This window comes from Pectobacterium hainanensis (genome assembly GCF_046237015.1).
In the GTDB taxonomy this organism is placed as follows: domain Bacteria; phylum Pseudomonadota; class Gammaproteobacteria; order Enterobacterales; family Enterobacteriaceae; genus JBJYIN01.
The window spans coordinates 117,383-141,333 of the sequence record NZ_JBJYIN010000011.1 but is presented as its reverse complement, the minus strand read 5'-3'; the positions used below and the strand labels follow the sequence as shown (position 1 = coordinate 141,333).

Below are 23,951 nucleotides of genomic sequence, written 5' to 3'. Positions count from 1 at the left end.
AAATGAGAGACATCCTGTCTCTCACCGAAGGCCAGCCAAAGGCTGGTCAAATTCGTTCCCGACGAATTTGTCCTTCTCTTGCCGCGTTATTCGGCCTTATGGCCTCACCCCTTCGGGGCCAGCGCAAGCGCTGTTCAAAAACGCTTTGCCGTTTTTGTCCTGCAACTTGAATTATTTTGGGTATATATCACTATTGCAGCACTGAAATATCAGCGACCTGTAGGAACAGCTCGCGTAGCTTGCTGAGTAGCGTCAGACGATTCACACGTACCGATTCGTCATCCGCCATCACCATGACCTGATCGAAGAATGCATCGACTGGTTCACGCAGTGAAGCCAGTTCCACCAACGCTTCCTGATAACGACCTTCGGCAAATAGCGGTTGCAACTTGTCTGTCAGCACCACGACATGCGTCGCGAGTGTAATTTCAGCCGCATCCTTCAGCACCGACGCCTTAACATCAGCATTCAACGTATCACTGGATTTCGCCAGGATATTGGATACACGTTTGTTAGCTGCCGCCAGTGCAACTGCCGCATCCAGCGAACGGAAGTGGCTTACCGCTTTCACGCGGGCATCGAAATCAGCCGGACGGGTTGGACGACGCGCTAATACCGCCTGAATGGTATCCACGCTATGGCCTTCTTCCTGATACCAGGCGCGGAAACGGCCGAGCATAAACTCAATCACGTCATCCACAACGTTGGCGTTAGTCAGCTTGTCACCATACAAACGCACCGCTTCTTCAGCCAACGTCTGCAAATCCAGCGGCAGGCGTTTCTCAACGATGATGCGCAGCACACCGAGGGCGGCGCGACGCAGCGCAAACGGATCTTTGTCGCCTTTCGGGTGTTGGCCGATGCCAAAGATCCCTGCCAGGGAATCCATCTTGTCAGCAATCGCCAGCGCGCACGCCACCGCAGAAGACGGCAGTTCATCACCCGCAAAACGCGGCTGATACTGCTCATTCAGGGCGACGGCCACATCTTCCGCTTCACCATCGTGACGCGCATAGTGCATCCCCATCACGCCCTGCGTGTCAGTGAATTCGAACACCATGTTGGTCATCAGATCACACTTGGACAGCAGACCCGCACGCGTCGCGTGATTCACATCAGCACCAATCTGACCAGCCACCCAGCCAGCCAGTGCCTGAATGCGGTCGGTTTTGTCGCGCAGCGTACCCAACTGCTGCTGGAACAAAACGGTTTCCAGACGCGGCAGGTGATCTTCCAGACGCTTCTTACGGTCAGTATTGAAGAAGAACTCGGCGTCAGCCAGACGCGGACGCACCACTTTCTCGTTACCGGAGATAATCTGCTGCGGATCTTTGGATTCGATATTGGCAACAAAGATGAAGTTCGGCAGCAGATTGCCGCTGTTGTCGTAAACCGGGAAATACTTCTGGTCACCTTTCATGGTGTAAACCAGTGCTTCGGACGGCACAGCGAGGAATTTTTCTTCAAATTTCGCGGTCAGCACCACCGGCCATTCCACCAGCGAGGTGACTTCTTCCAGCAGGCTGTCGCTCAGATCGGCATTGCCGCCAATCTTACGTGCGGCTTCTTCTGCATCGGCTTTGATTTTCGCTTTACGCGCATCGTAGTCGGCAACGACTTTACCGCGCTCCAGCAGAATCTGCGGATACTGGTCAGCAGTATCGATCGTAAATTCTGCTTCACCCATAAAACGGTGACCACGAATAGTACGAGCGGAATCGATACCCAATACCTGACCGGGGATCAGCTCATCACCCAACAGCATAGTGACGGTGTGTACCGGACGCACAAACTGCGTTTCTTTGTCACTCCAGCGCATCAATTTTGGAATCGGCAACTTAGACAATGCCGTGCTGACCATGCCAGCCAGCAGCGCCTGCGCCTGCTCGCCTTTCGCGTGGGCACGATACAGCAGCCACTCACCTTTGTCGGTCGTCAAACGCTCAGCCTGCTCAACGGTGATACCACAGCCACGCGCCCAGCCCTCTGCCGCTTTGGTTGGTTTGCCTTCAGTATCAAACGCTTGAGCAATCGCCGGACCACGTTTTTCTACTTCACGATCGGGCTGGGAAGCACTCATGCGTGCCACTTTCAACGCCAGACGGCGCGGTGCAGCAAACCAGCTCACTTCACCGTGCGCCAGATTAGCGGCATCCAGCTCCGCCGTGAAATTAGCGGCAAAAGATTCTGCCAGATTACGGAGAGCCTTCGGCGGCAGCTCTTCCGTGCCAATTTCCACCAGAAAAGTCTTGTCAGTCATGGCTGCCTCTTAGCTCTCTTTCTTATTACACATCGGGAAACCCAACGCCTCACGAGAGGCATAGTAGGCTTCCGCAACCGCTTTGGTCAGGGTACGAATACGCAGAATGTAGCGCTGGCGTTCGGTAACCGAAATCGCTTTACGCGCATCCAGCAGGTTAAAGCTGTGCGCCGCTTTCAGAATGCGTTCGTAAGCCGGTAAAGGCAGCGGTTTTTCCAGCGCCAGCAGATGCTGCGCTTCTTTTTCATATTGCTCGAAACAGCTGAACAGGAAATCGACATCAGCGTGTTCAAAGTTGTAGGTCGACTGCTCGACTTCATTTTGATGGAACACGTCACCGTAGGTAGTTTTCCCTAACGGTCCATCGCTCCAGACCAGATCGTAAACGCTGTCAACGCCCTGAATGTACATTGCCAGGCGTTCCAGACCGTAGGTGATCTCACCCGTCACTGGCTTACATTCCAAACCGCCAACCTGCTGGAAGTAGGTAAACTGCGTGACTTCCATACCGTTCAGCCAGACTTCCCAGCCCAGCCCCCAGGCACCCAGCGTCGGGTTTTCCCAGTTGTCTTCCACGAAGCGAATATCGTGAATGGTCGGATCCATGCCCAGCTCTTTCAGAGAACCGAGGTACAGCTCCTGAATATTGTCCGGTGATGGCTTAATGACGACCTGAAACTGGTAGTAGTGCTGTAGGCGATTCGGGTTTTCGCCATAACGACCATCGGTAGGACGACGAGAAGGTTGAACATAAGCGGTAGCCATCGGCTCTGGTCCGAGTGCCCGCAAACAAGTCATAGGATGTGATGTGCCTGCGCCGACTTCCATGTCCAATGGTTGAACAATGGTGCAGCCCTGGCGCGCCCAATAGTCCTGTAGAGTCAGGATCAGGCCCTGGAAGGTCTTGGTATCAAACTTTTGCATGTTGGATTCGCACGCGATACAAGTGGATTTACAATGAATGCGCCAGTATACCCTCTGAGTGCAAGATATACAGCCAGAATGCGGTAACAAGTTCATATCGGCGATGATTTTTTCGCCGACGGGCGTCGTCCACAACGATCATGACAATAGGGATCAACCCATAAATACGGTGTGCAGCATCTTCAGACTTAGCAACAATAACAGTGCTGCGAAGGCTTTTTTCAACGTCGCTACTGGCAAACGATGCGCCAGACGCGCACCTATTGGTGCCGTGAAGTAGCTCACGACTGAAATCAAAATAACCGCAGGCAATGAAACGTAACCGACTGAATAATCAGGTAACCCGGCACTTGACCAACCGTTAATCATGTAGCCTAGCGCACCAGACAGCGCGATAGGTAACCCAACCGCCGCTGATGTGCCAATGGCCTGCTGAATACGCACATTACACCATGTGAGGAATGGGACCGTCAGCGAACCACCACCGATAGCAACCAACGCCGAAATACTGCCGATCACCAATCCCGCGAGCGAAACACCTGCGGTACCGGGTAACTGGCGCTGCGGTTTTGGTTTGATGTTTAGCACCATTTGCAGGGAAACATAGGCCATAAAACAGGAAAAGAAAATCGCTAACGCTCGCGTTGGCAACAGCGTCGCCAGCCAGGTTGCGGCAAACGTTCCAACCAGAATAGCAGGCGTAATTTGTAACACGACAGGCCACAAAACGGCTTGATGCTGATGATGCGTTCTCAAACTGGAAATTGCTGTAATCACAATCGCCGCCATTGATGTTCCCAATGCCAGATGCACCAGATGTGTATTGTCTACTCCTTGTGCGGCGAAAATCGCCGTCAGCACGGGCACCATAATGCCACCGCCGCCAATCCCCAATAATCCTGCCATGAACCCCACCACGGCACCTAATGCTAGGTAGGCTGCTATCCACTCTACGGCCATTTCCTCATTCCCCTGTTCATTATTTTTCTGATCGTCCGAACAAACAAAATCTGTCTGCGAAACATTATTCACGATTCCATCACGACTTTCTGCCACATCCGCAAACAACCTTTCATATCTGCGAGCACACCCGCAGAATACTGGTTGCATATACAGATTACTAAATGCCATGATCGCTCCACATTGCGGCAGACCATCTGACAACAAACCATACGGTCAGCATCAACGAAATCAGGAGGAAAAATGCAACGCTGTGGCTGGGTGACACAAGACACCTTATATCAGGATTATCACGACAACGAATGGGGAAAACCCTGTACCGACAGTCAAAAGCTGTTTGAATTACTGTGTCTGGAAGGCCAGCAGGCAGGTCTTTCCTGGATCACCGTGCTGAAAAAACGCGAACACTACCGTCGCTGCTTCCACCAGTTCAACCCTGAACGAGTGGCGCAGATGACACAGGATGACGTAGATCAGTTGGTGCAGGATAGCGGCATTATCCGCCATCGCGGGAAAATCGAAGCGATTATCACCAATGCAAAAGCGTGGGTGGCAATGGAAAGTCAGGGGGAGAGCTTCTCGCACTTCATTTGGTCTTTTGTCGGACACCAACCGCGCCTTAACCACCCCGCGTCGCTTGCAGAAGTCCCTGCCAAAACGGATGTTTCCGATGCCATGTCCAAAGCCCTGAAGAAACGTGGCTTCAAATTTATCGGCTCAACGATCTGCTATGCCTTTATGCAGGCTGGTGGACTGGTCAACGATCATGTCACTGCTTGTTTTTGCCATCAGGAAAGCGCGTCATGATTCGCCCATACCGCGATCTCGATCTCGCACCGCTGATGCAACTTTGGCTAAAGAGCACTATTCTGGCACATCCCTTCATTCGTGAGGATTATTGGCGAGAAAGTGAAGCAGAAGTTCGTGATGTGTATCTTCCCCAATCTCAAACCTGGGTTTATGAAGAACAGGGACGCATCATCGGATTTATCAGCGTGCTGGAAAGCCGATTTATTGGCGCACTATTTATCGAACAAGATTATTACGGAAAACAGATTGGTGCGGCACTGATTCTGCATGTTCAGGCACGGTTTCCCTTACTCAGCCTGGAAGTGTATCAGCAAAATACGAGAGCCTGTCGGTTCTACCATAAACAGGGATTTATCGTCGTTGAGGAAAACGTCAATCAGGATACACAAGCGACAGCACTAATCATGCAGTGGGAGCATTCTGCCCGCTTGTCATGAGACGATAGCGATGCAAATCTCGCTATGCCGATCGTGCAAATCCCTCATTAATCGTCATTAACCTTGTGCAGATGCAGAGGCGGTATCGCTTGCAGTATTCTGCCAGCTACGCGATTATTCGATAAGCTGTTTCTACGTTAACGTCCTTAATCTGCTGGAGTTTGTGATGAAACCTAGCGTTATCTTGTATAAAAAAGTCCCTGACGACTTACGCGCTCGTTTAGACCAACACTTCACCGTCACTGAGCTTGACGCCTTTCCTTCTCTCGATCATCCGGCTTTAGCGACGGCCGAAGGTATTATTGGTTCCGGTGGAAAAGTCGATAAAGCATTCCTACAACACGCTCCACGCTTACGTGCGGCCTCTACCATTTCCGTTGGTTACGACACCTTTGACGTCAATGCGTTAAACGAGAAAGGGGTGATTCTTATGCATACCCCTACTGTACTAACGGAAACCGTTGCGGATACGGTACTGGCCCTCATGCTGGCCAGCGCCCGCCGGGTCGTGGACGTTGCTGAACGCGTCAAAGCCGGTGAATGGAAAGAGGGAATTGGCAGCGATTGGTTCGGTATTGACGTTCACCATAAAACGCTGGGTATCCTCGGCATGGGACGTATTGGTCTGGCTGTCGCCCAGCGTGCGCATTTTGGCTTTAGTATGCCGGTGCTCTACAATGCACGTCGCCAACATCCACAGGCGGAAGAGCGTTTTGATGCGCGCTATTGCGATCTGGACACGCTACTGGCTGAGTCCGACTTCCTGTGCATTACTCTGCCGCTGACCACCGAAACACATAACCTGATTGGTCGTGAACAACTGGCCAAAATGAAACCCAGCGCCATCCTGATTAACATCGGTCGCGGCGCGGTGGTAGATGAAAATGCCTTGGTTGAAGCACTCAGTGATGGAACCATCCATGCCGCCGGTCTGGATGTATTCGTTAAAGAACCCTTGCCGAAGGATTCTCCACTGCTCAACCTACCCAACGTCGTGGCCCTGCCTCACATCGGCTCTGCCACCCACGACACCCGCTATGATATGGCCGCCTGTGCCGTCGATAACCTGATTGCCGCACTCACCGGTACGGTCAAAGAAAATTGTGTCAACCCGCAAATACTGAAGTAAGTATTCACGACAAGGCTGTCATAACAGCCTTGTCCATTGCCGTCATTTTTTAGACGATCATCCTCATTCATAAATAGAATACAGTTAAAAAAACTACTGGTGAATTTTAAGCCACATTGCACACGGATAATGCAAGCGCTATCGTTGCCACCTATCTACGTATGAACACTCACTGACAAACTATGAATTTTTCTCTTTTCGGCAATAAATTCACCCGCCATGCAGGCATTACCCAACTCATGGACGATCTGAACGAAGGGCTCCGCACACCGGGTGCCATTATGTTGGGAGGAGGCAATCCGGCGCATATTCCGACAATGCATACCTATTTCCAACAACTCTGTCAGGAAATGTTGGAACAAGGGAAATTAACAGATGCACTGTGTAATTACGACGGTCCACAGGGTAAGGATACACTGCTTAATGCACTGGCCGATCTACTGAGAGATGAATTAGGCTGGCAGATTGGACCACAGAATATTGCACTAACAAATGGCAGCCAAAGTGCTTTTTTCTACTTATTTAATTTATTTGCTGGTCGCCATGCCAATGGCAACCTGAAAAAAGTGTTGTTTCCGCTGGCCCCAGAATATATCGGTTACACGGATTCCGGGCTGGATGAAAATATGTTCGTGTCCGTTCGCCCCCAAATTGCGCTGTTGCCGGAAGGCCAGTTTAAATACCATGTCGATTTCGATAACCTATCAATCACAGACGATATTGGACTCATCTGTGTCTCACGCCCAACCAACCCAACCGGCAATGTGCTAACCGATGAAGAGCTGGTACGCCTTGATATTCTGGCTCAGCAGCACAAGGTTCCACTACTGATTGATAACGCCTACGGTGTGCCTTTCCCCGGCATCATCTTCAGCGATGCTACCCCATTGTGGAACCCGAATATTATCCTGTGCATGAGCTTGTCCAAACTGGGCCTGCCCGGTTCACGCTGTGGTATCGTCGTTGCTGATGAGAAGGTCATCTCCGCAATTGGTAACATGAATGGCATCATTAGCCTGTCTCCCGGCGCGATTGGCCCAGCGCTAGCGCTGGAAATGATCCAACGTGGCGATTTACTGCGGCTATCCAATGAAGTGGTGCGTCCCTTTTATCAACAGCGCGTACGTGAAACAATCGCCATTATTCGACGTTACCTCTCTCCAGAACGATGCCTGATTCATAAACCAGAAGGCGCGATATTCCTGTGGCTGTGGCTTAAAGATTTACCGATCACCACAGACTTGCTGTACCAGCGCTTGAAAAAACGTGGCGTACTGATGGTTCCTGGCCACTACTTTTTCCCCGGTCTGGATCAGGCATGGCCACACGCTCACCAGTGTTTGCGCATGAATTACGTACCAGAGCCCGACAAGATTGAGCGAGGCATTGCGATACTGGCGGAAGAAATCGAGAAAGCGATGCAAGAAGGCTAACTAATATGCCATCGACTGGCTTACCCCACGGGAGTCAGTCGAACAACGATCGTAGTTCGAGTAAAAACAGTGATCCAGAGAATAAAAGGGGGAGAAAGTATATGAATAAGATTTTCTTTATTTTGTGTCTATTTTCACCTTTTTCTTTTGCCCTATGCGAAGACGTTAATCTCATTGCAGAACAAAAACAGATATTGTTTCCACACTCCGACTCGGGATATCTTGTTACAGAGAAAGAACGCACTTATTTATATAGCGCGCCAGACGAAAAATGTAAACTTAAAGATATTTTTCTTATTCGTGGGGATAGAATTGACGTTTACTCCGAATATAATGGTTTTCTTTCTATGATGTATTTAAAGAAAAATGGTGAGTCGATTACAGGATGGATTCGTTCTCATTCTGTCAAGCCAACAGGTATTGGTGTTGGCCCCATCAATCCAGATGGTAAATAGAAAAAATAACATTAGGAGAGGCCAAATTATGATTGATATTAATGCGAGCATTATCCCATCAAAATCATTAGGAGGAATAACACTAGGTAAGAATATAGTAGACTATCAGTACTTTTTCGATAAATACACAGTAAAATATGTTCAAGATGCAATGTTTTCGGTGAGGTATAAATTCCCTGATTATCACATATCAATATCAGTAGATGTCCGCAATGGTAATATTTATAAAATCACGGCATACAATGGATATCAAGGAGGGATGCACGGTATATTTATTGGTGACGCTATTACAAAAATACCAGCCTCTTTTACTTATGATGATTGTGATGAAGGATATATCAGTAAAAAAACAGAGGGTATTATTATCCACACAGATATTGATGATCCACTGCCGGAAGAACTTATTGGTGCCAAGATAGGTGAGATAGCCGTTTTTTTACCGAGTGTTTTTAAGCCGTGAGTGATGAGCCCAAAAATCATTTCCTGCACTGACGACCTACTTCACGTCTCCAATAGTAATTTTTATAACTTTATTGTAGAGATAATTACATGCTTCGCATTCTGTCGAAAAATATCTTATCCCCGTCTTAATGCCTCGTTCTGAATAATATACCACCCAACTTCCATTTTCATCATCAAGGCATAATTTTTCATTTGGTAAACCGCCCTCAAGAGAATAGATTGAACTTGATATTTTTTCTTTGATAAATCTATTTTTCAACTCTTTTTTATTCATATTACACTCTGTTTGTTTATTATGGTCTGCTCGGACCATCAGTAAAAAAATATAAACGAAAGGTCACGCTGCATGCATCAACGTTTACTTATAAAAACGCCATCTCTGCGCTACCAATTTTTTTAACTGACAAACCAGACATCCTAACCCCTATGCCATGTTCGGTATCCCCATTCCACCTAAAAATAAAACCAAGTTCATTTTCAATATCAGGAAAAACATAGATTTTCATTAATTTTAAACAAAAATCACCATTCTTATAATTTCTATCAATATACAATAAGATCTCTTTTTTCAATAAGGAAAAAATCTTCTCTTGATTCTTTAATATGGAGTCAATCTCATTCACTAATTTTTCATCCATCACCTCAGATTCTAAATAAATGACTTGAACTTCATATTCACCGCAAGCATCAAAAATTAAATTAACGGAGATGCCTTCATCATCCTTATAAAAACATTCGTTGTTCACTTAATTCCCTTCATCGATTAAATATATTTAACCAGCTATTTTAAAGTAATGATGACAGGCCGCTTTGCTAAGATATTTTTTGACTAACTCGTCGCAAAACACATTACCCATCATCGCTTCAAATATACATGTATTTAATACATCAATAGTTTCCGCATTAGCATTTATATATAACTCATCAACAAACAAAAAAATCTTCTCAATCTCTTTATCAAGATCTTTTCTATCTTTATAAAAACATTCAACTTTACAGTAAAAATAATTTCTAGGTTCACATGTATTCAAAATATAAAAATTGATTACATCAAGAAAGAAAGATCCAAAAGAACCATACAGCAAATAAACATCATCATGATCATTTGTTTCAGCAAAGTCGGGGAACCTTTCTTTCAATGCATCAACTAACTCATCTTTTTTCATTATTAATCACTACTCACTCTTAAATAAATTATTTTATTCTCTTTTAGAATTACTTTTATTTCATTTATTTTAATACTAGCTAATCCATTCTTTTCACAAACATAGACTAACTCTTTAAGAAAGGAAACAGCATCGTTATCCTTAAACAATAAATCGGCACGATAATAATCTTTTATTTTTCTTAAGTACTTAAAACTACGCCAACCTGTCGAATTTGAAAATATAGATGAGTGTAGAGACTCGCTAATATCAAAATAAAATAGCTCGTCATCATATTTTATGTGTAAATCCAATGGCATGGAGCCCCACAATATTAATTTAATAACATTCATCGATGCTATACGTCGCATAACAGGTTTGAAACTTAATCACATTGATTGCTCAAACGTTATATATTCATTGCTTTCACTATCGAAAAAAACGTATAAAAACGATGTGTCATGTTTCAAATTAGATATGTCAATCTGTCCAACAAAGCATAAGGGGCGATCATTTTTTATTGGCCAATTAGGTGATTGCAGCCACTTAGGTTTTTTCTTTAAAAACTTAAACGATGAATTTATTTCACGCGTCAATAACCCTTGTAATTCTCTTCCCTCGGTATCTTTATATTTTTCTATAAGATATCTTGAGTAATTATCATCAATACTAATCCATGATGGTATTACTTTGAGTAGAATATCATATATTTTTTCATGTTTATTATTAATGTTAAAGTCAACACCTTTAATTCTAAGAAATGACGAAAGTAAATCCTTTCCGTTTATTTCACCTGATGGTGATAACAGGTCGATCTCAAGAAGATAAAGATAGGCATTTCCAGCGCTAGTATACGGAGGAATGTCTATATTTTTTGACAATAGGATTTCAACATCACGATTATAGTAAACCTCTTTCTGAAATGCTTTTGCCGATAGATTATCTTCAAGATAATCTTTAATAATATTAATAGCACTCATTTCATTTCTCTTGTGATGTTCGATATATACCCAAAATAATTCGAGTTGCATGAAGGCGGCAAGTGAGGGACAAATTCGTCGGGAACGAATTTGAACAGCCAACGGCTGGCCTCCGGTGAGAGACAGGATGTCTCTCATTTAATCCCGATGAGCTTACTTGAGTAAGTGATTCGGGTGAGTGAGCGCAGCCAACGCACAAGCAACTTGAAGTATGACGGGTATAGTTTAGAAATCACCGTTTATTGGATAGTACCAGGCTCGATGGTTAGATATTCACCCCAGCCATTCTTTTAATTTATCGCCAATAAAAATAAGTTTTTCCGGACCACCATATCCTTTAAATTCATTTTCATTTGCTGTTATTATAACCCAATCATTTTTACCATTATCATGATTGATCGCGATGTTACGCCTGTTTTTTTCTCCCGTCAGACTGACTTTCCAACCGGGATTATCTATGGTGCTAATATCAAAGCCATATGCGTGTTCCCACGAGCCATCACATTTTGATAGATACCAGTTTTGCAGGTATGTTAACAATTCATCATTCATCCAAAACTATCCTTATTCTTGATAGGCTCCTGACTGTACTCAACACTACCACTAGTGGCCTTTATCTCTCTCCAGACACGCTACCGCCACGCTGTGACTTCCCTGTCTGCCTGCCACCATCATAGCAGCACGGACAGTAACAACCATTACTTATTCTGTTGAACATCCATCGCTATGAACACTTTCAGCCTTTATTTTTATTTCCCAATATGAACTATCAAAAACATGAATGATTGCAAAACAATTTGTTAAATTATCTATATCGATGCACTCATAGGCTAATGAGCCAGCATGGGCCACAATAAAAAATGTTTTTATTTCCTCCAGTGAGTGGGCTAATAATTTAACGTCATTCCATGTCATCTCTAATCCATCATCCGTCGATAAAACCAACGCTTCAAAGTCAGGAATAGATAAACCATACAAAGCACAGCCCACTGCATCTATCTCATAGAGAAACCAATTCCAATTATTCTCAGGAACGCTTTTAAGCAGATCATTAAGCGTTAGTTTATGTGTTTCTGTAGAGAATAATTTACCCGTCGTTATTTTCATCATAGGTACGCTAATGGCTTAACTGAAGATCTTGAAGGTTCAGATGATGGTCTGACAGACCATCGCGGGTGAAAGCGATAAAAACACACGGCTATTTCCATTTTTAACCCACGCCCCGAAAAGGCAACGTGGGTTATGACTTAATCAAGCTGATACTACATTTTCATCCTGATCGACAGCGAAGCAGGCGACCTGCTGTTCACCGTAGGTTTTCAACTGCGGCTGGAACTGGGTGCAGGTGCTGAAGCAGCGCTGGCAACGCGCGTTGAACGCACAGCCCGGCGGTGGATTCAGCGGGCTAGGCAGCTCACCGATCAACTTGATACGCTCGCGACGTAAATCCGGATTCAGACGCGGCGTCGCAGACAACAATGCCTGCGTATAAGGGTGGCGCGGATTGTTGAAAATGGCATCTTTACTGCCCTTCTCTACGCAGCGGCCCAGATACATCACCATGACTTCATCAGCGATATGTTCGACCACGGATAAATCATGTGAGATGAAAACGTAGGACAGCCCCAACTCCTGTTGTAAATCCATCATCAGGTTCAGTACCTGCGCCCGCACCGATACATCCAGTGCCGAAACCGGTTCATCGGCGATCACCACGTCCGGGTCCAGCATCAATCCGCGAGCAATGGCAATGCGCTGACGCTGGCCACCAGAGAACATATGCGGATAGCGATCATAGTGCTCGGTTTTTAACCCCACTTTCGCCATCATCGTCAACGCTTTTTCGCGTCGTTCAGCTTTCGACAGTTCGGTATTGATCAACAGCGGTTCTTCCAGGATCTGTCCGACTTTTTTACGCGGATTCAGCGATCCATAAGGATTCTGAAAAACGATCTGGATCTTCTGCCGACGCAGTTTCTCCGCCGTTTGATCGGGTTTCAAAAGATCCTGCCCCTGATAATAAAGCTCACCGCCAGACGGTATTTCTATCATGGTCAGTAAACGCCCCAGCGTAGACTTACCGCAGCCGGATTCCCCAACAACAGCCAGCGTTTTACCCCGTTCCAGCGTGAATGACACACCATCCAGGGCTTTCACCAATCGTTCCGGTGCAAAAAAACCTGTTTTAACCGGATAATGTTTTTTCAAATCAATCGCATGTAGTAAATGTGGCTGCGATGTTGTGCTATGTTGACTCATAGGGTCGGCCTCCCCGCATCATCCAGCGGCGTATGACATTTCACCTGACGACCAGGAATATCGCGCAGTTCAGGCTCTTCCTGACGACAGCGGTCTTGCGCATAGGGACAGCGCGGATTAAGCAGACAGCCATTCGGGCGGTCATATTTACCCGGTACGACCCCCGGCAAGGATGCCAGTCGGGATTTGTCTACCGCAAACTCCGGCAGCGCACGCAGCAACGCCTGAGTGTACGGATGACGGGGCGCGCGGAAAATATCCGCCGCTTTGCCTGACTCCACCACCTGCCCGGCATACATCACGATGATGTGGTGCGCAGCTTCCGCCACCAGCGCCAGATCGTGCGTAATCAGGATCAGCGCCATATTATCGCGCTGCTGCAATTCGAGCAGCAGTTCAATGATCTGCGCCTGAATGGTCACATCGAGTGCCGTAGTCGGTTCATCGGCAATCAGCAGCTTTGGCCGACAGGCAATCGCCATCGCGATCATCACACGCTGGCTCATCCCGCCGGAAAGTTGATGCGGATACACATCAAGACGCGAAGCGGGATCGGGGATCCCGACTAGAGTCAGCAAATCAATTGCTCGCTGACGACGGGTTTTGCGGTTACCGCCCTGATGCACCTTGATAGCTTCCATGATCTGGTAGCCCACGGTGTAGCACGGATTCAGGCTGGTCATCGGGTCCTGAAAGATCATTGCGACCTCAGAACCCACCAGATTACGCCGTTCTTTCTCGGAAATTTGCTTTAAATCGCGCTGGTTAAATTCCAGCTTGTCGGCCATCACTTTGCCGGGGTAATCAATCAGCCCCATTATCGCCAGCGAGCTGACAGATTTACCGGAGCCGGATTCCCCGACAATACCGACCACCTGCCCTTCTTCCACCTGATAACTGATGCGATCGACCGCACGAAACGGCAGCCCCTCATCACCAAAGTGAACCGACAGTTTATCTACATTGAGCAACGCCATCTCTCTACCTCTGTTACTGCTTGAGTTTGGGGTCGAGAGCATCACGCAAGCCGTCCCCCATCAGGTTAAACGCCAATACCGTCAGTAAGATTGCCAGACCGGGGAACGTCACCACCCACCAGGCGCTTTGCGCAAACTGCAAAACGTCCGACAGCATGGTTCCCCATTCTGGCGTTGGCGGCTGTGCGCCCATACCGAGGAAACCCAAAGCAGCCATATCAAGAATGGCGTTAGAAAAACCGAGAGAAGCCTGCACAATCAGCGGTGCCAGGCAGTTAGGAAGAATGTTGACGAACATCTGGCGCGCCGAACCGGCTCCCGCCACGCGTGAAGCCGTGACGTAATCGCGGTTAACTTCCACCAGCACCGCCGCGCGTGTCAAACGCACATAGTGCGGCAGTGCCACAAAAGTGAGCGCCAGCGAAGCATTCACAATGGACGGCCCGAAAACGGCCACCAGCACCAACGCCAGCAACAGGCTTGGCAACGCCAGCATGATATCGACGACACGCATGATCAGCGCATCGACCACGCCGCCGAAATACCCCGCCAGCAGACCAAAGATCACCCCCAAAATGAGCGACAGCACTACTACCAGACAGCCGACCAGCAGCGACAATCGCGCACCATACATCAGACGCGACAGTACATCACGTCCAACATCGTCAGTGCCCAGAATAAACTGCCAGCTACCGCCTTCCTGCCAAACAGGTGGACGCAGCAACGCGTCGCGGAACTGTTCAGCGGGTGCATGTGGTGCCAGTACGTTCGCCCCAATGGCGATAACCAGCATCAAAACAACATAAACCAGGCCAACCACGGCCCCTTTATTACGCTTAAAATAGTGCCAGAATTCCTGTAATGGGGTCATCGGCTTAGGCGAATGATTTACAACAGGTTCAGTGACATGTGTCATCTCTGCCTTCCCCTTATTTCTTGTGACGAATGCGCGGGTTCACCACGCCATAGAGCACATCGACCAGCAGATTGACCAGAATGATCATGGTCGCTACTAGCAGCACGCCGCCCTGAACCACCGGATAGTCACGGCGCTGCAACGCATCGATCAACCACCGCCCCAGCCCCGGCCAGGAGAAAATGGTTTCCGTCAGGATCGCCCCGGCTAGCATGGTGCCAACCTGCAAGCCAATCACCGTCACCACCGGCAGCATCGCATTACGCAACGCGTGCACAACAATCACCCGCAGGCGGCTCAATCCTTTAGCACGAGCGGTACGGATGTAGTCCTCGCCCAGCACTTCCAGCATCGCAGAGCGCGTCATACGCACAATCACCGCCAGCGGAATAGTGCCCAGCACGATGGCAGGCAGGATCATGTGTTCAACCGCGTCGATAAAGTCGCCTTCCTCGCCCCAGAACAGGGTATCGATCAGCATAAAGCCGGTCAGCGGCATGCTGTCATCAAGGAAAATGGTATCGCTGATGCGTCCCGAAACGGGCGTCAGGTTGAGCTGAACGGAGACCAGCATAATCAGCATCATGCCCCACCAGAAGATAGGCATGGAGTAGCCCGTCAGCGCCAGGCCAACAGAGGTATGATCGAAAATGGAACCGCGCTTAACCGCTGCCAATACGCCGACAGGAATCCCCACGGCAATCGCGAACAGCATGGCGCAAACGCCCAGTTCCAACGTCGCTTTAAAGCGAGGCACAAATTCTTCCCACACGGGGATGCGGCTCTTAAGGGAGATCCCCAGATCACCATGCAGCACACCACCAATATAATGGACATATTGCTGCCAGAGTGGTTTATCCAACCCCATTTCAGCCAGCAATTGCGCATGGCGTTCGGCGGAAATACCACGTTCTCCCGCCATGATCATGACTGGATCGCCTGGAATCATATGCACAAAAGCAAATGTCAGTAGGGTGATACCAATAAACGTTGGGATAACCAGCCCCAAACGCCGGAGTATGAACTGCAACATATCCCGAACTCTCTATTCATGCCCGGCGGCTCATAGGCTACCGGGCTTATCATTGCTCACAGATAAAAAATCGTCAGGAACGATTTTAAACGTCGTGTGTGGCGGACAGGAAAACTCGCCCCAAAAATTTAATGGGCAAGAAACCCCGCCTCCACGACTCCTATGACGAGGAATCGCAAGGTCGGGGTTTTCAGTGTCCATGAAAATCAGTGGCTGAATTAATCCAACGTGACGTTATTGAAGCTATGTACACCACGCGGCTGAACCACGTAACCTTTCACGTTTTTACGTACTGGTTCATACACGGTGGAGTGCGCGACAATCAGTGCCGGAGCCTGATCGTGCATCACCACCTGTGCTTGTTTGTACAGTTCAATACGTTTTTCGTGATCGGAAACGGCACGCGCTGGTTGGATCAAGTCTTCAAACGGCTTGTAGCACCACTTGGAGTAGTTGGAGCCATTTTTGGCAGCATCGCAGCTGAACAGCGTCGCGAAGAAGTTATCTGGATCCCCGTTGTCGCCCGTCCACCCCATCAGCACGGTCTGGTGTTCACCGTCTTTCGCACGTTTCAGATACTCGCCCCACTCGTAAGTGACGATCTTGGCTTTCACGCCAACTTTCGCCCAGTCGGACTGAATCATTTCCGCCATACGGCGCGCGTTCGGGTTGTACGGACGCTGTACCGGCATTGCCCACAGGTCGATAGAGAAACCGTCAGCCATACCCGCTTCTTTTAACAACGCTTTCGCCTTTTCAGGATCGTAGCCGTTGTCTTTAACGTCACTGTTGTAGCCCCACATGGTCGGTGGGATCAGGTTGGTTGCAGCCTGACCGGCCCCCTGATAGACAGCATCAATGATGGCAGATTTGTTAACCGCATAGTTCAGCGCCTGGCGAATTTTGACGTTATCCAGCGGTTTTTTCTCAACGTTGTAAGCAAGATAGCCGACGTTCAGCCCCGGTTGCTCCATCAACGTGATGTTCTTGTCTTCTTTCATGCGCACGAGATCGGCTGGATTCGGATACGGCATGATCTGGCATTCATTTTTTTGCAGTTTGGCGTAACGTACGGAAGCATCTGGCGTAATGGAGAAAACCAGACGATCGACGCCCGGTTTGCTACCCCAGTAACCTTCGAAAGCTTTGTACAGAATGCGGGAGTCTTTCTGATATTGCTGTAACTGGAATGGGCCAGTACCAATCGGGTTCAGGTCAATCTTCTCCGGCGTACCGGCTTTCAGCATTTTATCGGCATATTCTGCTGACATAATGGAGGCGAAATCCATCGCCAGGTTAGCCAGGAACGGCGCTTCTGGGCGAGTCAGTTCAAAGCGCACGGTGTAATCATCGACCTTCTCAACTTTGCTGACCAACTCAGGCATCCCCATCCCCTGATAGTATTCATAACTACCACCAGAGACTTTGTGATACGGGTGATTAGCATCTTGCTGACGCATGAAGGAGAAAATCACGTCATCGGCATTGAATTCGCGGGACGGTTTGAAATCCTTACCGTCCTGCCATTTCACGCCTTTACGCAGATGGAACGTATAGGTTTTGCCATCCTCGCTAATATCCCACTTCTCGGCCAGACCCGGTATGGTATCTGTCGTACCGTCTTTAAACTCCACCAGACGGTTATAGATAGGAATAGAACTGGCATCAAATGTCGTACCAGAGGTGAACAACTGTGGGTTAAAACCTTCCGGAGAGCCTTCTGAACAATAAACTAACGTTTTCGCCTGCAAACCTGCTGTGACAGACATTGCCAGCAGACCAAGGCTGAGTGTCAGTATCCTTGATTTAGCCAGGGAATTTGCCATTACTTGTGCTCCACTATGGGTGATGTTGTGTGTTGATTTGGTCAGACCTGTATTTTTAAACGCTTCGGTCCGTACCCTGTTGCCCGAAGGCATAAAGTAAAATATTGAGGGAGTAAACAGCGGGAGACGCAAAATATACAGACGCACATATAGCACGTCGTATGACCCTTATCCCCAGCGGCTTCTTACCTCATAGACGCCCTCAATTTGTCAATAGATCACGGTGACGTCAACATAAGCTGTAGGGATTTACAATCACTCGCTTCACCATGCTTAAAAATAAAATTCATATTTTTAAATAAAACCAGAATTTATGTATCGATACAGCGCATTAAGCCAGGCGAAAACACCATACAATCGCATATAAAAGGAAATTATCACCATTAAAAAAACTATAGTAAAATCGTCCTATGTGTCCAAGATATGAGCACTATTTTTTGTTAAAAAGGTTAACTACAGGTGAAAATTCTGCCAAGCAATAAGCAAAAATGATATTAATTTGACCGTCTATCAAAGAAATCCAGACTATCTACGCTCGATAAAAAAACTTTATACTTCAAATAATCTGGGCCGCAGGTAGGCGGATACCGGCATGGTGGGCCATGTAACGTTTATCTGAGCCAGTGACCAGGGATCGCTCGACAACTACCGCCTTTTTATGGTTAAAAAGCTATGGTGCTAAATAGAAAAATGGGGTGATAAAAATGAGGATAATTTATTTAATTCACGCCTTATACACTAAATAATTCGAGTTGCATGAAGGCGGCAAGCGAAGGAATCCCGATGAGCTTACTCAGGTAAGTGATTCGGGTGAGTGAGCGTAGCCAACGCACAAGCAACTTGAAGTATGACGGGTATAAACAAATTAAAGTTTTCTTTATGAAAATATTTTCACTGCTGTCTATATCGACTATTTACTTATTCTTATAAAATGATATTTTTATTTCCTGTTAGTACCTTCGAAAAAACCATCACAAAACCTCCTTACTCAAAATAAATTAATTTAATTACAAAAGAGTGATATAAATTATTTAAAAAAGAGTTGTCGATAAGTTCACAAATACAGCATTAATCACGGCATGATGTATTATTTTTAACATTCACTCATGCTAGATTACCCTCCAATCTGCTTTCTTTATAAATAAAAAGCCCTAAATAAAAAACGCTTTCTCATTCTCTTGCTACACATTGATAAAGAACAAAAATTTAGTCATTAAAGATAGAACAAACCATTTCTGTCCCAAACGTCTTAGCACGGGTGAATACAATGAAAAAAACTGAAACCGATATTTTATGTGAGAATAATCTTGCCATCGAAACGCCTCAGGCAATGTCCTTCATCGGAAACCTGTTAAGCAAAAAAATAAGCTCTGTTCCCGTAGCTCTTTTTATTGCTATTTCTGTTATTGTTTTTATCGCCGCCTATGCGGGATATCTTCCTAAAAATATGATTGGTGGCTTCGCCATTATCATGACAATGGGTTTTTTACTGTCGCATATCGGTTATAAAATACCGGTATTTAAAGATGTCGGCGGCCCAGCCATTCTTTGTCTGATGGTGCCCTCAATTATGGTGTACTTTAATTTATTTAACGATAACACCATGAAGACCGTGCATCTGTTAATGAAAGAGGCAAATTTTCTCTATTTCGTTATCGCCTGTCTCGTCGTTGGCAGCATTTTGGGGATGAACCGAAAAATCCTGATTCAGGGGATGATCCGCATGTTCGTACCATTGGTCATCGGAACAGCAACCGCGCTAGTGACGGGCCTGTTGGTCGGAAAACTCTTCGGTTACAGCTTCTACCATACGTTCTTTTTCATCATCGTACCGATTATCGGTGGCGGTATTGGCGAAGGTATCCTTCCACTGTCATTAGCTTACTCGGCAATCTTGGGCCAAACCCCGGATGTGTATGTCGCTCAATTGGCACCAGCCGCTGTGGTCGGTAATATCTTCGCTATCTTCTGCGCAGGTATTCTATCCCGCCTCGGTATGCGTCGTAAGGATCTGAACGGCGAAGGCCGTTTGGTTCGCAGTGACGAAGAAAATGCGATGTTTGCCGTCAAAGAAGCCCCAAAACCTGTCGATTTCCACCTGATGGGAGGCGGGCTACTGATGATTTGCGCCTTCTTTATCGTTGGTGGTCTGTTCGAGAAACTGGTCCACATTCCGGGACCGGTACTGATGATCCTGATTGCCGTCTTCTGTAAATACAGCCGAGTCATCCCTGGCACCATGGAAACCGGTGCGCACAGCGTCTACAAATTTGTGTCCAGTTCACTGGTATGGCCGTTAATGATTGGATTGGGAATGCTGTATATCCCGCTGGAGAGCGTGGTTGCCGTCTTCTCTATCGGCTATGTGATCGTCTGTGGTTCTGTCGTGCTGTCAATGGCTGCCGTCAGTTTCCTTATCGCGCCACGCCTGAATATGTACCCGATTGAAGCTTCTATCGTGACTACATGTCACAGCGGCTTAGGTGGAACCGGTGATGTCGCCATCCTGTCTGCATCTAACCGTATGTCGTTGATGCCGTTCGCACAAATCGCTACCCGTATCGGCGGGGCTTCAACCGTGATTGGCGCGACATTGTTACTGGGCTGGGTTGTCTGATTCAACCGAGCTTCTCCAATAATAAAAACGCCACGGGGATTGCCATGGCGTTTTTATTTTATCCAGCACTAACTATTCACAATATTGGCGCAGCGAGTCCTGTTTTTCTGGCTACAGCCATTGGTAACGGTTTGGCTTACCGCAACTATCTAACCTTTTTGAAAATAATCAGAATCAGGATCATACTAATTGGAAAACCAATCAGTATGGCTGAATACATGGAGTCCATAGACTCTCGCATATCAGCCAATATCGCAAAATGGTATTCAACTGACACTGTTTTATCAGATAAAAAAACCATTCTTTCCTTATCTTGAACATGTCCAAAAGAAAAAATAGCAATGCTTATCAAATAACAAAAAGAGACAAGGCAAATACTGAACCATCGAATAAACGTCTTGCATTTACTTGTTAACATAGTGCATCCCTTCTAAACCCACTCCATTTGGTTTCATTATCACTGAATGTGTATAGCACAAGGCGGGATCGCTCCCGCCTTGTTTCTGTTTTTGTTTACCTTATTCGCCGCTTTTTATTCACAATACTGCCGCAGCGAACCCTGCTTTTTCGGCAACAGCCATCGGTAACGGTTTAGTTTACCGCAACTACCTAATCTTTTTGAAAATAATCAGAATCAGAGCCATACAGATAGGAAAAGCGATGAACGCAGCTAAATACACCGAGTTAGTATGTTCCTGCATCATCTCTAGGCTAGCTCTGTGATATTCAACAGATATCGTTTTTTCTGAAAAATACATAATATCCTTATCAAAGGAAATCGCACCAACGCCCCCTACCAGTAGATAATAAAAAAAAGAGACAAGAGCAATACTGACCCATCGAATAAACGTCTTGCATTTACTTGTTAACATCACGCATCCCTTCTAAACCCACTCCATTTGGTTTCATCGTCACTGAATTGTGTATATGTGTATAGCACAAGGCGGGATCGCTCCCGCCTTGTTTCTGTTTTTGTTTACCTTATTCGCCGCTTTTTATTCACAATACTGCCGCAACGCATCCTGCTTTTCTGGCAGTAAGCGGTAGAGATACACCGGTCGTCCCGTTGAGCCATACAGAATATTGGTCGCAAGAATGCCCGTTTCTGCCAGATAGATGAGATATTTACGACATGAAACGCGGGAAATACCAATCGCGTTAGCCAGCATCTCCGTTGAAAACTCAGCGCCCTGATTACCTTCAATCCACTCGCACACGGTACGCAATGTTAAGCTGGTCAATCCTTTCGGTAGCTTCTTACGCTCACTCATTGAGCTGCCGCTGGTACGGCGAATCAGGCTATCAATGTCAGACTGCGCGACGAAGTCACGGTGCTTAAGTAAGTTGGCTTCTTCACGGTACGCCGTCAGTGCTTGTTCAAAACGTGAGAACTGGAAGGGCTTAATCAGATAATCCACTACGCCATAGTGCAGCGCTTTTTTAATGGTATAGACGTCACTGGCAGAGGAAATAATAATCACATCCGTTTTTTCACTGAATTCCCGGATCGTGGGTAACAAATCCAACCCGTTATCCTGCTGCATATAAATATCCAGCAGTACCAGGTCGATTTCAGAATTGGGTTGCATCAGTAAATTTCTGGCCTGCTGTAGTGTTGGTACGGTCGCATAACAATTAAACCCAGAAACCTGATTCAGATAAGATTTATTTAGCTCTGCAACCATGGCATCGTCATCAACAATCAGTACATTAATCATGGTCAAACAGCCTTACTTGATAAGGGATATTAACGAAAAACTGAGTGTATACCTCAGGTTCCGACTCAAAATCGATCTGACCGCCGATCTTTTCCAGACTCTGTTGGGTCAAATACAGGCCAATACCGCGTCCACTGCCCTTAGTGGAAAAGCCTTGCTCATAAATACGCGTCTGATTCTCCAGTGCGATACCAGGACCATCATCGCCAACGGTAACATGCAAACGACCATCCTGATGATGGAAGCTGACGCTGATTTCGCAATTCTCCTGACCGTTGATCGCATCCATCGCGTTTTCAATCAGGTTACCCAGCACCGTAATCAACTCATTGGTTGCATCGACATCATCCGTATCAGGCAGCAGACTTTCTTCACTAATGGATAAGGTAATGCCGAGATCGCGAGCACGGTTAATTTTCCCCAACAGGAAACCCGCAATCACTGGTGATTTCACTTTACGAATAATGGAGCCAATTTCCGCCTGATAGTTATTGGCGGTTTTCAAAATATAATCCTCCAACTGGGAATAATATTTTAAATGCAGCATACCCAATATCACGTGCAGCTTATTCATAAACTCATGCGACTGCGCCCGTAACGCATCCGCGTAATAGGACATACCGGTCAAACGCTGTAAAAGCTGACTAATTTCCGTTTTATCGCGGAACGTCGCGATAGCTCCGATAATATCGCCTTTTACAAACACCGGCACAGTATTGGTCAACAACAGGTGACCATTAAAATTGATTTCTTCATCACGGCGGGGAATACCACTTTCCAGCACCTGCGTCAGATGCAGATGTTCCAGCCACTGTTCACTCACACCCTCTGTCGATTTGTGCGGTAGCGCGTTATCCTGACGAAATAAACGCCGCGCTTCATCATTAATCACTGTAATACGTGACTGTTTATCAACCGCGATCACACCTTCCTTGATGTGCTTCAACATGGCATTACGCTGCTCAAACAGGTTAGAGATTTCGAACGGCTCAAAACCCAGCATAATCCGTTTGAGTACCTTCACCAAAATCAACGTTCCGAGCCAGCCAACCAGCGCACCAGCAAGGATCGCCCATGGGATCATCCAGCGGTTATCACTGATAACTTTTTGTACACTGGTTAAGGCAATCCCTAAAGCGACCACGCCCACTTGCTTATGGTCACTATCAAACACCGGTGTAAATACTCTTAGCGCGGGATCAAGCGTACCACGGTTAATTGCGCTATTTTCCATCCCCAGCAGCGCAGGATAGATATCACGTCCCGCAAAATATCCGCCAATTCTCTCCGGCTCCGGGTGACTATGACGGATCGTGTTCATATCCGTGACGGTAACAAATAACAGTTGGTTACGGAGTCGAACCGTCTCTGCCGTACTCTGGACGATATCTGGATCGCCAATTCCTTTGAGTTCATTAATCACAACAGGGGATGCGGCAAGTGTGCGAGCAATCGAAAACGCTTTTTCACGCAGATGATCTTCGGATAACTGATTGATACGAAAGAACAATAAGGAGTACACCACCAACAGCACTGCGCCAAGTACGACAGAAACCATCAGAAAAACCGACGTTCCCAACTTCAGCGGCGCTTTCTTCTTGCTCATGTCG

The 23,951-nt window shown here is 46.9% G+C and carries 25 protein-coding genes; 8 read left to right on the top strand and 17 right to left on the bottom strand.

Features of this window, described 5'->3' with window-relative positions:
- Positions 1-190 precede the first annotated feature (190 nt).
- From glyS to ACKPVM_RS13020, 3 genes are all read right to left on the bottom strand, one after another.
- A complete protein-coding gene (gene glyS / locus ACKPVM_RS13030; protein ID WP_409309540.1) occupies positions 191-2,260 on the bottom strand; it encodes a glycine--tRNA ligase subunit beta in 2,070 nt (689 codons plus the stop codon).
- Between the two features lie 9 nt (positions 2,261-2,269).
- Complete coding sequence (glyQ, locus tag ACKPVM_RS13025; RefSeq protein ID WP_409309538.1) at positions 2,270-3,184, bottom strand: glycine--tRNA ligase subunit alpha; 915 nt, start codon at positions 3,182-3,184, stop codon at positions 2,270-2,272.
- 153 nt (positions 3,185-3,337) lie between these two features.
- Positions 3,338-4,144: a sulfite exporter TauE/SafE family protein gene (locus ACKPVM_RS13020; protein WP_409309574.1), complete on the bottom strand. Its 807-nt coding sequence runs from the start codon at positions 4,142-4,144 to the stop codon at positions 3,338-3,340.
- Between the two features lie 243 nt (positions 4,145-4,387).
- Between ACKPVM_RS13020 and ACKPVM_RS13015 the strand changes: the two genes are divergently transcribed.
- The 6 genes from ACKPVM_RS13015 (at position 4,388) to ACKPVM_RS12990 (ending at position 8,868) form a co-directional block, all read left to right on the top strand.
- Positions 4,388-4,951: a DNA-3-methyladenine glycosylase I gene (locus ACKPVM_RS13015; RefSeq protein ID WP_409309536.1), complete on the top strand. Its 564-nt coding sequence runs from the start codon at positions 4,388-4,390 to the stop codon at positions 4,949-4,951.
- Entirely contained in the window at positions 4,948-5,391 is a 444-nt protein-coding gene (locus ACKPVM_RS13010) for an N-acetyltransferase (RefSeq protein ID WP_409309534.1), read from the top strand. Before ACKPVM_RS13015 ends, ACKPVM_RS13010 begins: the two co-directional genes overlap by 4 nt.
- 166 nt (positions 5,392-5,557) lie before the next feature.
- Positions 5,558-6,520, top strand: coding sequence for a glyoxylate/hydroxypyruvate reductase GhrB (gene ghrB, locus ACKPVM_RS13005; RefSeq protein ID WP_409309532.1), 963 nt, complete (start codon positions 5,558-5,560; stop codon positions 6,518-6,520).
- Positions 6,521-6,702: 182 nt separating this feature from the next.
- Positions 6,703-7,953 carry a valine--pyruvate transaminase gene (locus ACKPVM_RS13000; RefSeq protein WP_409309530.1) on the top strand — a complete coding sequence of 417 codons (1,251 nt, stop codon included), beginning with the start codon at positions 6,703-6,705 and terminating at the stop codon, positions 7,951-7,953.
- Positions 7,954-8,054: 101 nt separating this feature from the next.
- Complete coding sequence (locus tag ACKPVM_RS12995; RefSeq protein ID WP_409309529.1) at positions 8,055-8,408, top strand: hypothetical protein; 354 nt, start codon at positions 8,055-8,057, stop codon at positions 8,406-8,408.
- 28 nt (positions 8,409-8,436) lie between these two features.
- Positions 8,437-8,868, top strand: coding sequence for a hypothetical protein (locus tag ACKPVM_RS12990; RefSeq protein WP_409309527.1), 432 nt, complete (start codon positions 8,437-8,439; stop codon positions 8,866-8,868).
- 36 nt (positions 8,869-8,904) lie between these two features.
- Here the strand turns inward: ACKPVM_RS12990 and ACKPVM_RS12985 are convergent, their stop codons facing one another.
- The 12 genes from ACKPVM_RS12985 to dppA form a co-directional block, all read right to left on the bottom strand.
- Entirely contained in the window at positions 8,905-9,144 is a 240-nt protein-coding gene (locus ACKPVM_RS12985) for a hypothetical protein (protein WP_409309525.1), read from the bottom strand.
- A gap of 88 nt (positions 9,145-9,232) precedes the next feature.
- Entirely contained in the window at positions 9,233-9,616 is a 384-nt protein-coding gene (locus ACKPVM_RS12980; protein WP_409309524.1) for a hypothetical protein, read from the bottom strand.
- 27 nt (positions 9,617-9,643) lie between these two features.
- Positions 9,644-10,036, bottom strand: coding sequence for a hypothetical protein (locus ACKPVM_RS12975; protein WP_409309522.1), 393 nt, complete (start codon positions 10,034-10,036; stop codon positions 9,644-9,646).
- 2 nt (positions 10,037-10,038) lie between these two features.
- Entirely contained in the window at positions 10,039-10,335 is a 297-nt protein-coding gene (locus ACKPVM_RS12970; RefSeq protein ID WP_409309520.1) for a hypothetical protein, read from the bottom strand.
- A 69-nt stretch (positions 10,336-10,404) separates the two neighbouring features.
- Entirely contained in the window at positions 10,405-10,995 is a 591-nt protein-coding gene (locus ACKPVM_RS12965) for a hypothetical protein (protein WP_409309518.1), read from the bottom strand.
- A gap of 273 nt (positions 10,996-11,268) precedes the next feature.
- A complete protein-coding gene (locus ACKPVM_RS12960) occupies positions 11,269-11,547 on the bottom strand; it encodes an Imm53 family immunity protein (protein ID WP_409309516.1) in 279 nt (92 codons plus the stop codon).
- 150 nt (positions 11,548-11,697) lie between these two features.
- Positions 11,698-12,105, bottom strand: coding sequence for a hypothetical protein (locus ACKPVM_RS12955; RefSeq protein WP_409309515.1), 408 nt, complete (start codon positions 12,103-12,105; stop codon positions 11,698-11,700).
- 141 nt (positions 12,106-12,246) lie between these two features.
- On the bottom strand, positions 12,247-13,254 hold the full coding sequence (gene dppF, locus ACKPVM_RS12950) for a dipeptide ABC transporter ATP-binding subunit DppF (protein WP_409309513.1): 1,008 nt from the start codon (positions 13,252-13,254) through the stop codon (positions 12,247-12,249).
- Positions 13,251-14,231 (bottom strand): dipeptide ABC transporter ATP-binding protein, encoded by a 981-nt coding sequence (gene dppD / locus ACKPVM_RS12945; protein WP_409309511.1) that lies wholly within the window; start codon positions 14,229-14,231, stop codon positions 13,251-13,253. The genes dppF and dppD overlap by 4 nt, the downstream gene beginning before the upstream one ends.
- A gap of 13 nt (positions 14,232-14,244) precedes the next feature.
- The gene (gene dppC / locus ACKPVM_RS12940) at positions 14,245-15,147 is read right to left on the bottom strand and encodes a dipeptide ABC transporter permease DppC (RefSeq protein WP_409309510.1); all 903 of its coding nucleotides are present in this window, start codon (positions 15,145-15,147) and stop codon (positions 14,245-14,247) included.
- A 13-nt stretch (positions 15,148-15,160) separates the two neighbouring features.
- On the bottom strand, positions 15,161-16,180 hold the full coding sequence (gene dppB, locus ACKPVM_RS12935) for a dipeptide ABC transporter permease DppB (protein ID WP_409309508.1): 1,020 nt from the start codon (positions 16,178-16,180) through the stop codon (positions 15,161-15,163).
- Between the two features lie 218 nt (positions 16,181-16,398).
- Positions 16,399-18,006 carry a dipeptide ABC transporter periplasmic-binding protein DppA gene (gene dppA / locus ACKPVM_RS12930; RefSeq protein WP_409309506.1) on the bottom strand — a complete coding sequence of 536 codons (1,608 nt, stop codon included), beginning with the start codon at positions 18,004-18,006 and terminating at the stop codon, positions 16,399-16,401.
- A 1,267-nt stretch (positions 18,007-19,273) separates the two neighbouring features.
- On the opposite strand from dppA, the gene ACKPVM_RS12925 reads away from it, so the two are divergent.
- Together ACKPVM_RS12925 and ACKPVM_RS12920 are read left to right on the top strand one after the other, a co-directional pair.
- Positions 19,274-20,623 carry a 2-hydroxycarboxylate transporter family protein gene (locus ACKPVM_RS12925; protein WP_409309505.1) on the top strand — a complete coding sequence of 450 codons (1,350 nt, stop codon included), beginning with the start codon at positions 19,274-19,276 and terminating at the stop codon, positions 20,621-20,623.
- 44 nt (positions 20,624-20,667) lie between these two features.
- Positions 20,668-20,940, top strand: a complete 273-nt coding sequence (locus tag ACKPVM_RS12920) for a hypothetical protein (RefSeq protein ID WP_409309503.1) — start codon at positions 20,668-20,670, stop codon at positions 20,938-20,940.
- A gap of 678 nt (positions 20,941-21,618) precedes the next feature.
- On the opposite strand, the gene dcuR is transcribed toward ACKPVM_RS12920, so the two are convergent.
- Both dcuR and ACKPVM_RS12910 read right to left on the bottom strand, forming a co-directional pair.
- Positions 21,619-22,341, bottom strand: a complete 723-nt coding sequence (gene dcuR, locus ACKPVM_RS12915) for a two-component system response regulator DcuR (RefSeq protein ID WP_409309501.1) — start codon at positions 22,339-22,341, stop codon at positions 21,619-21,621.
- Complete coding sequence (locus tag ACKPVM_RS12910; RefSeq protein ID WP_409309499.1) at positions 22,334-23,947, bottom strand: sensor histidine kinase; 1,614 nt, start codon at positions 23,945-23,947, stop codon at positions 22,334-22,336. Before ACKPVM_RS12910 ends, dcuR begins: the two co-directional genes overlap by 8 nt.
- Positions 23,948-23,951: the final 4 nt, after the last annotated feature.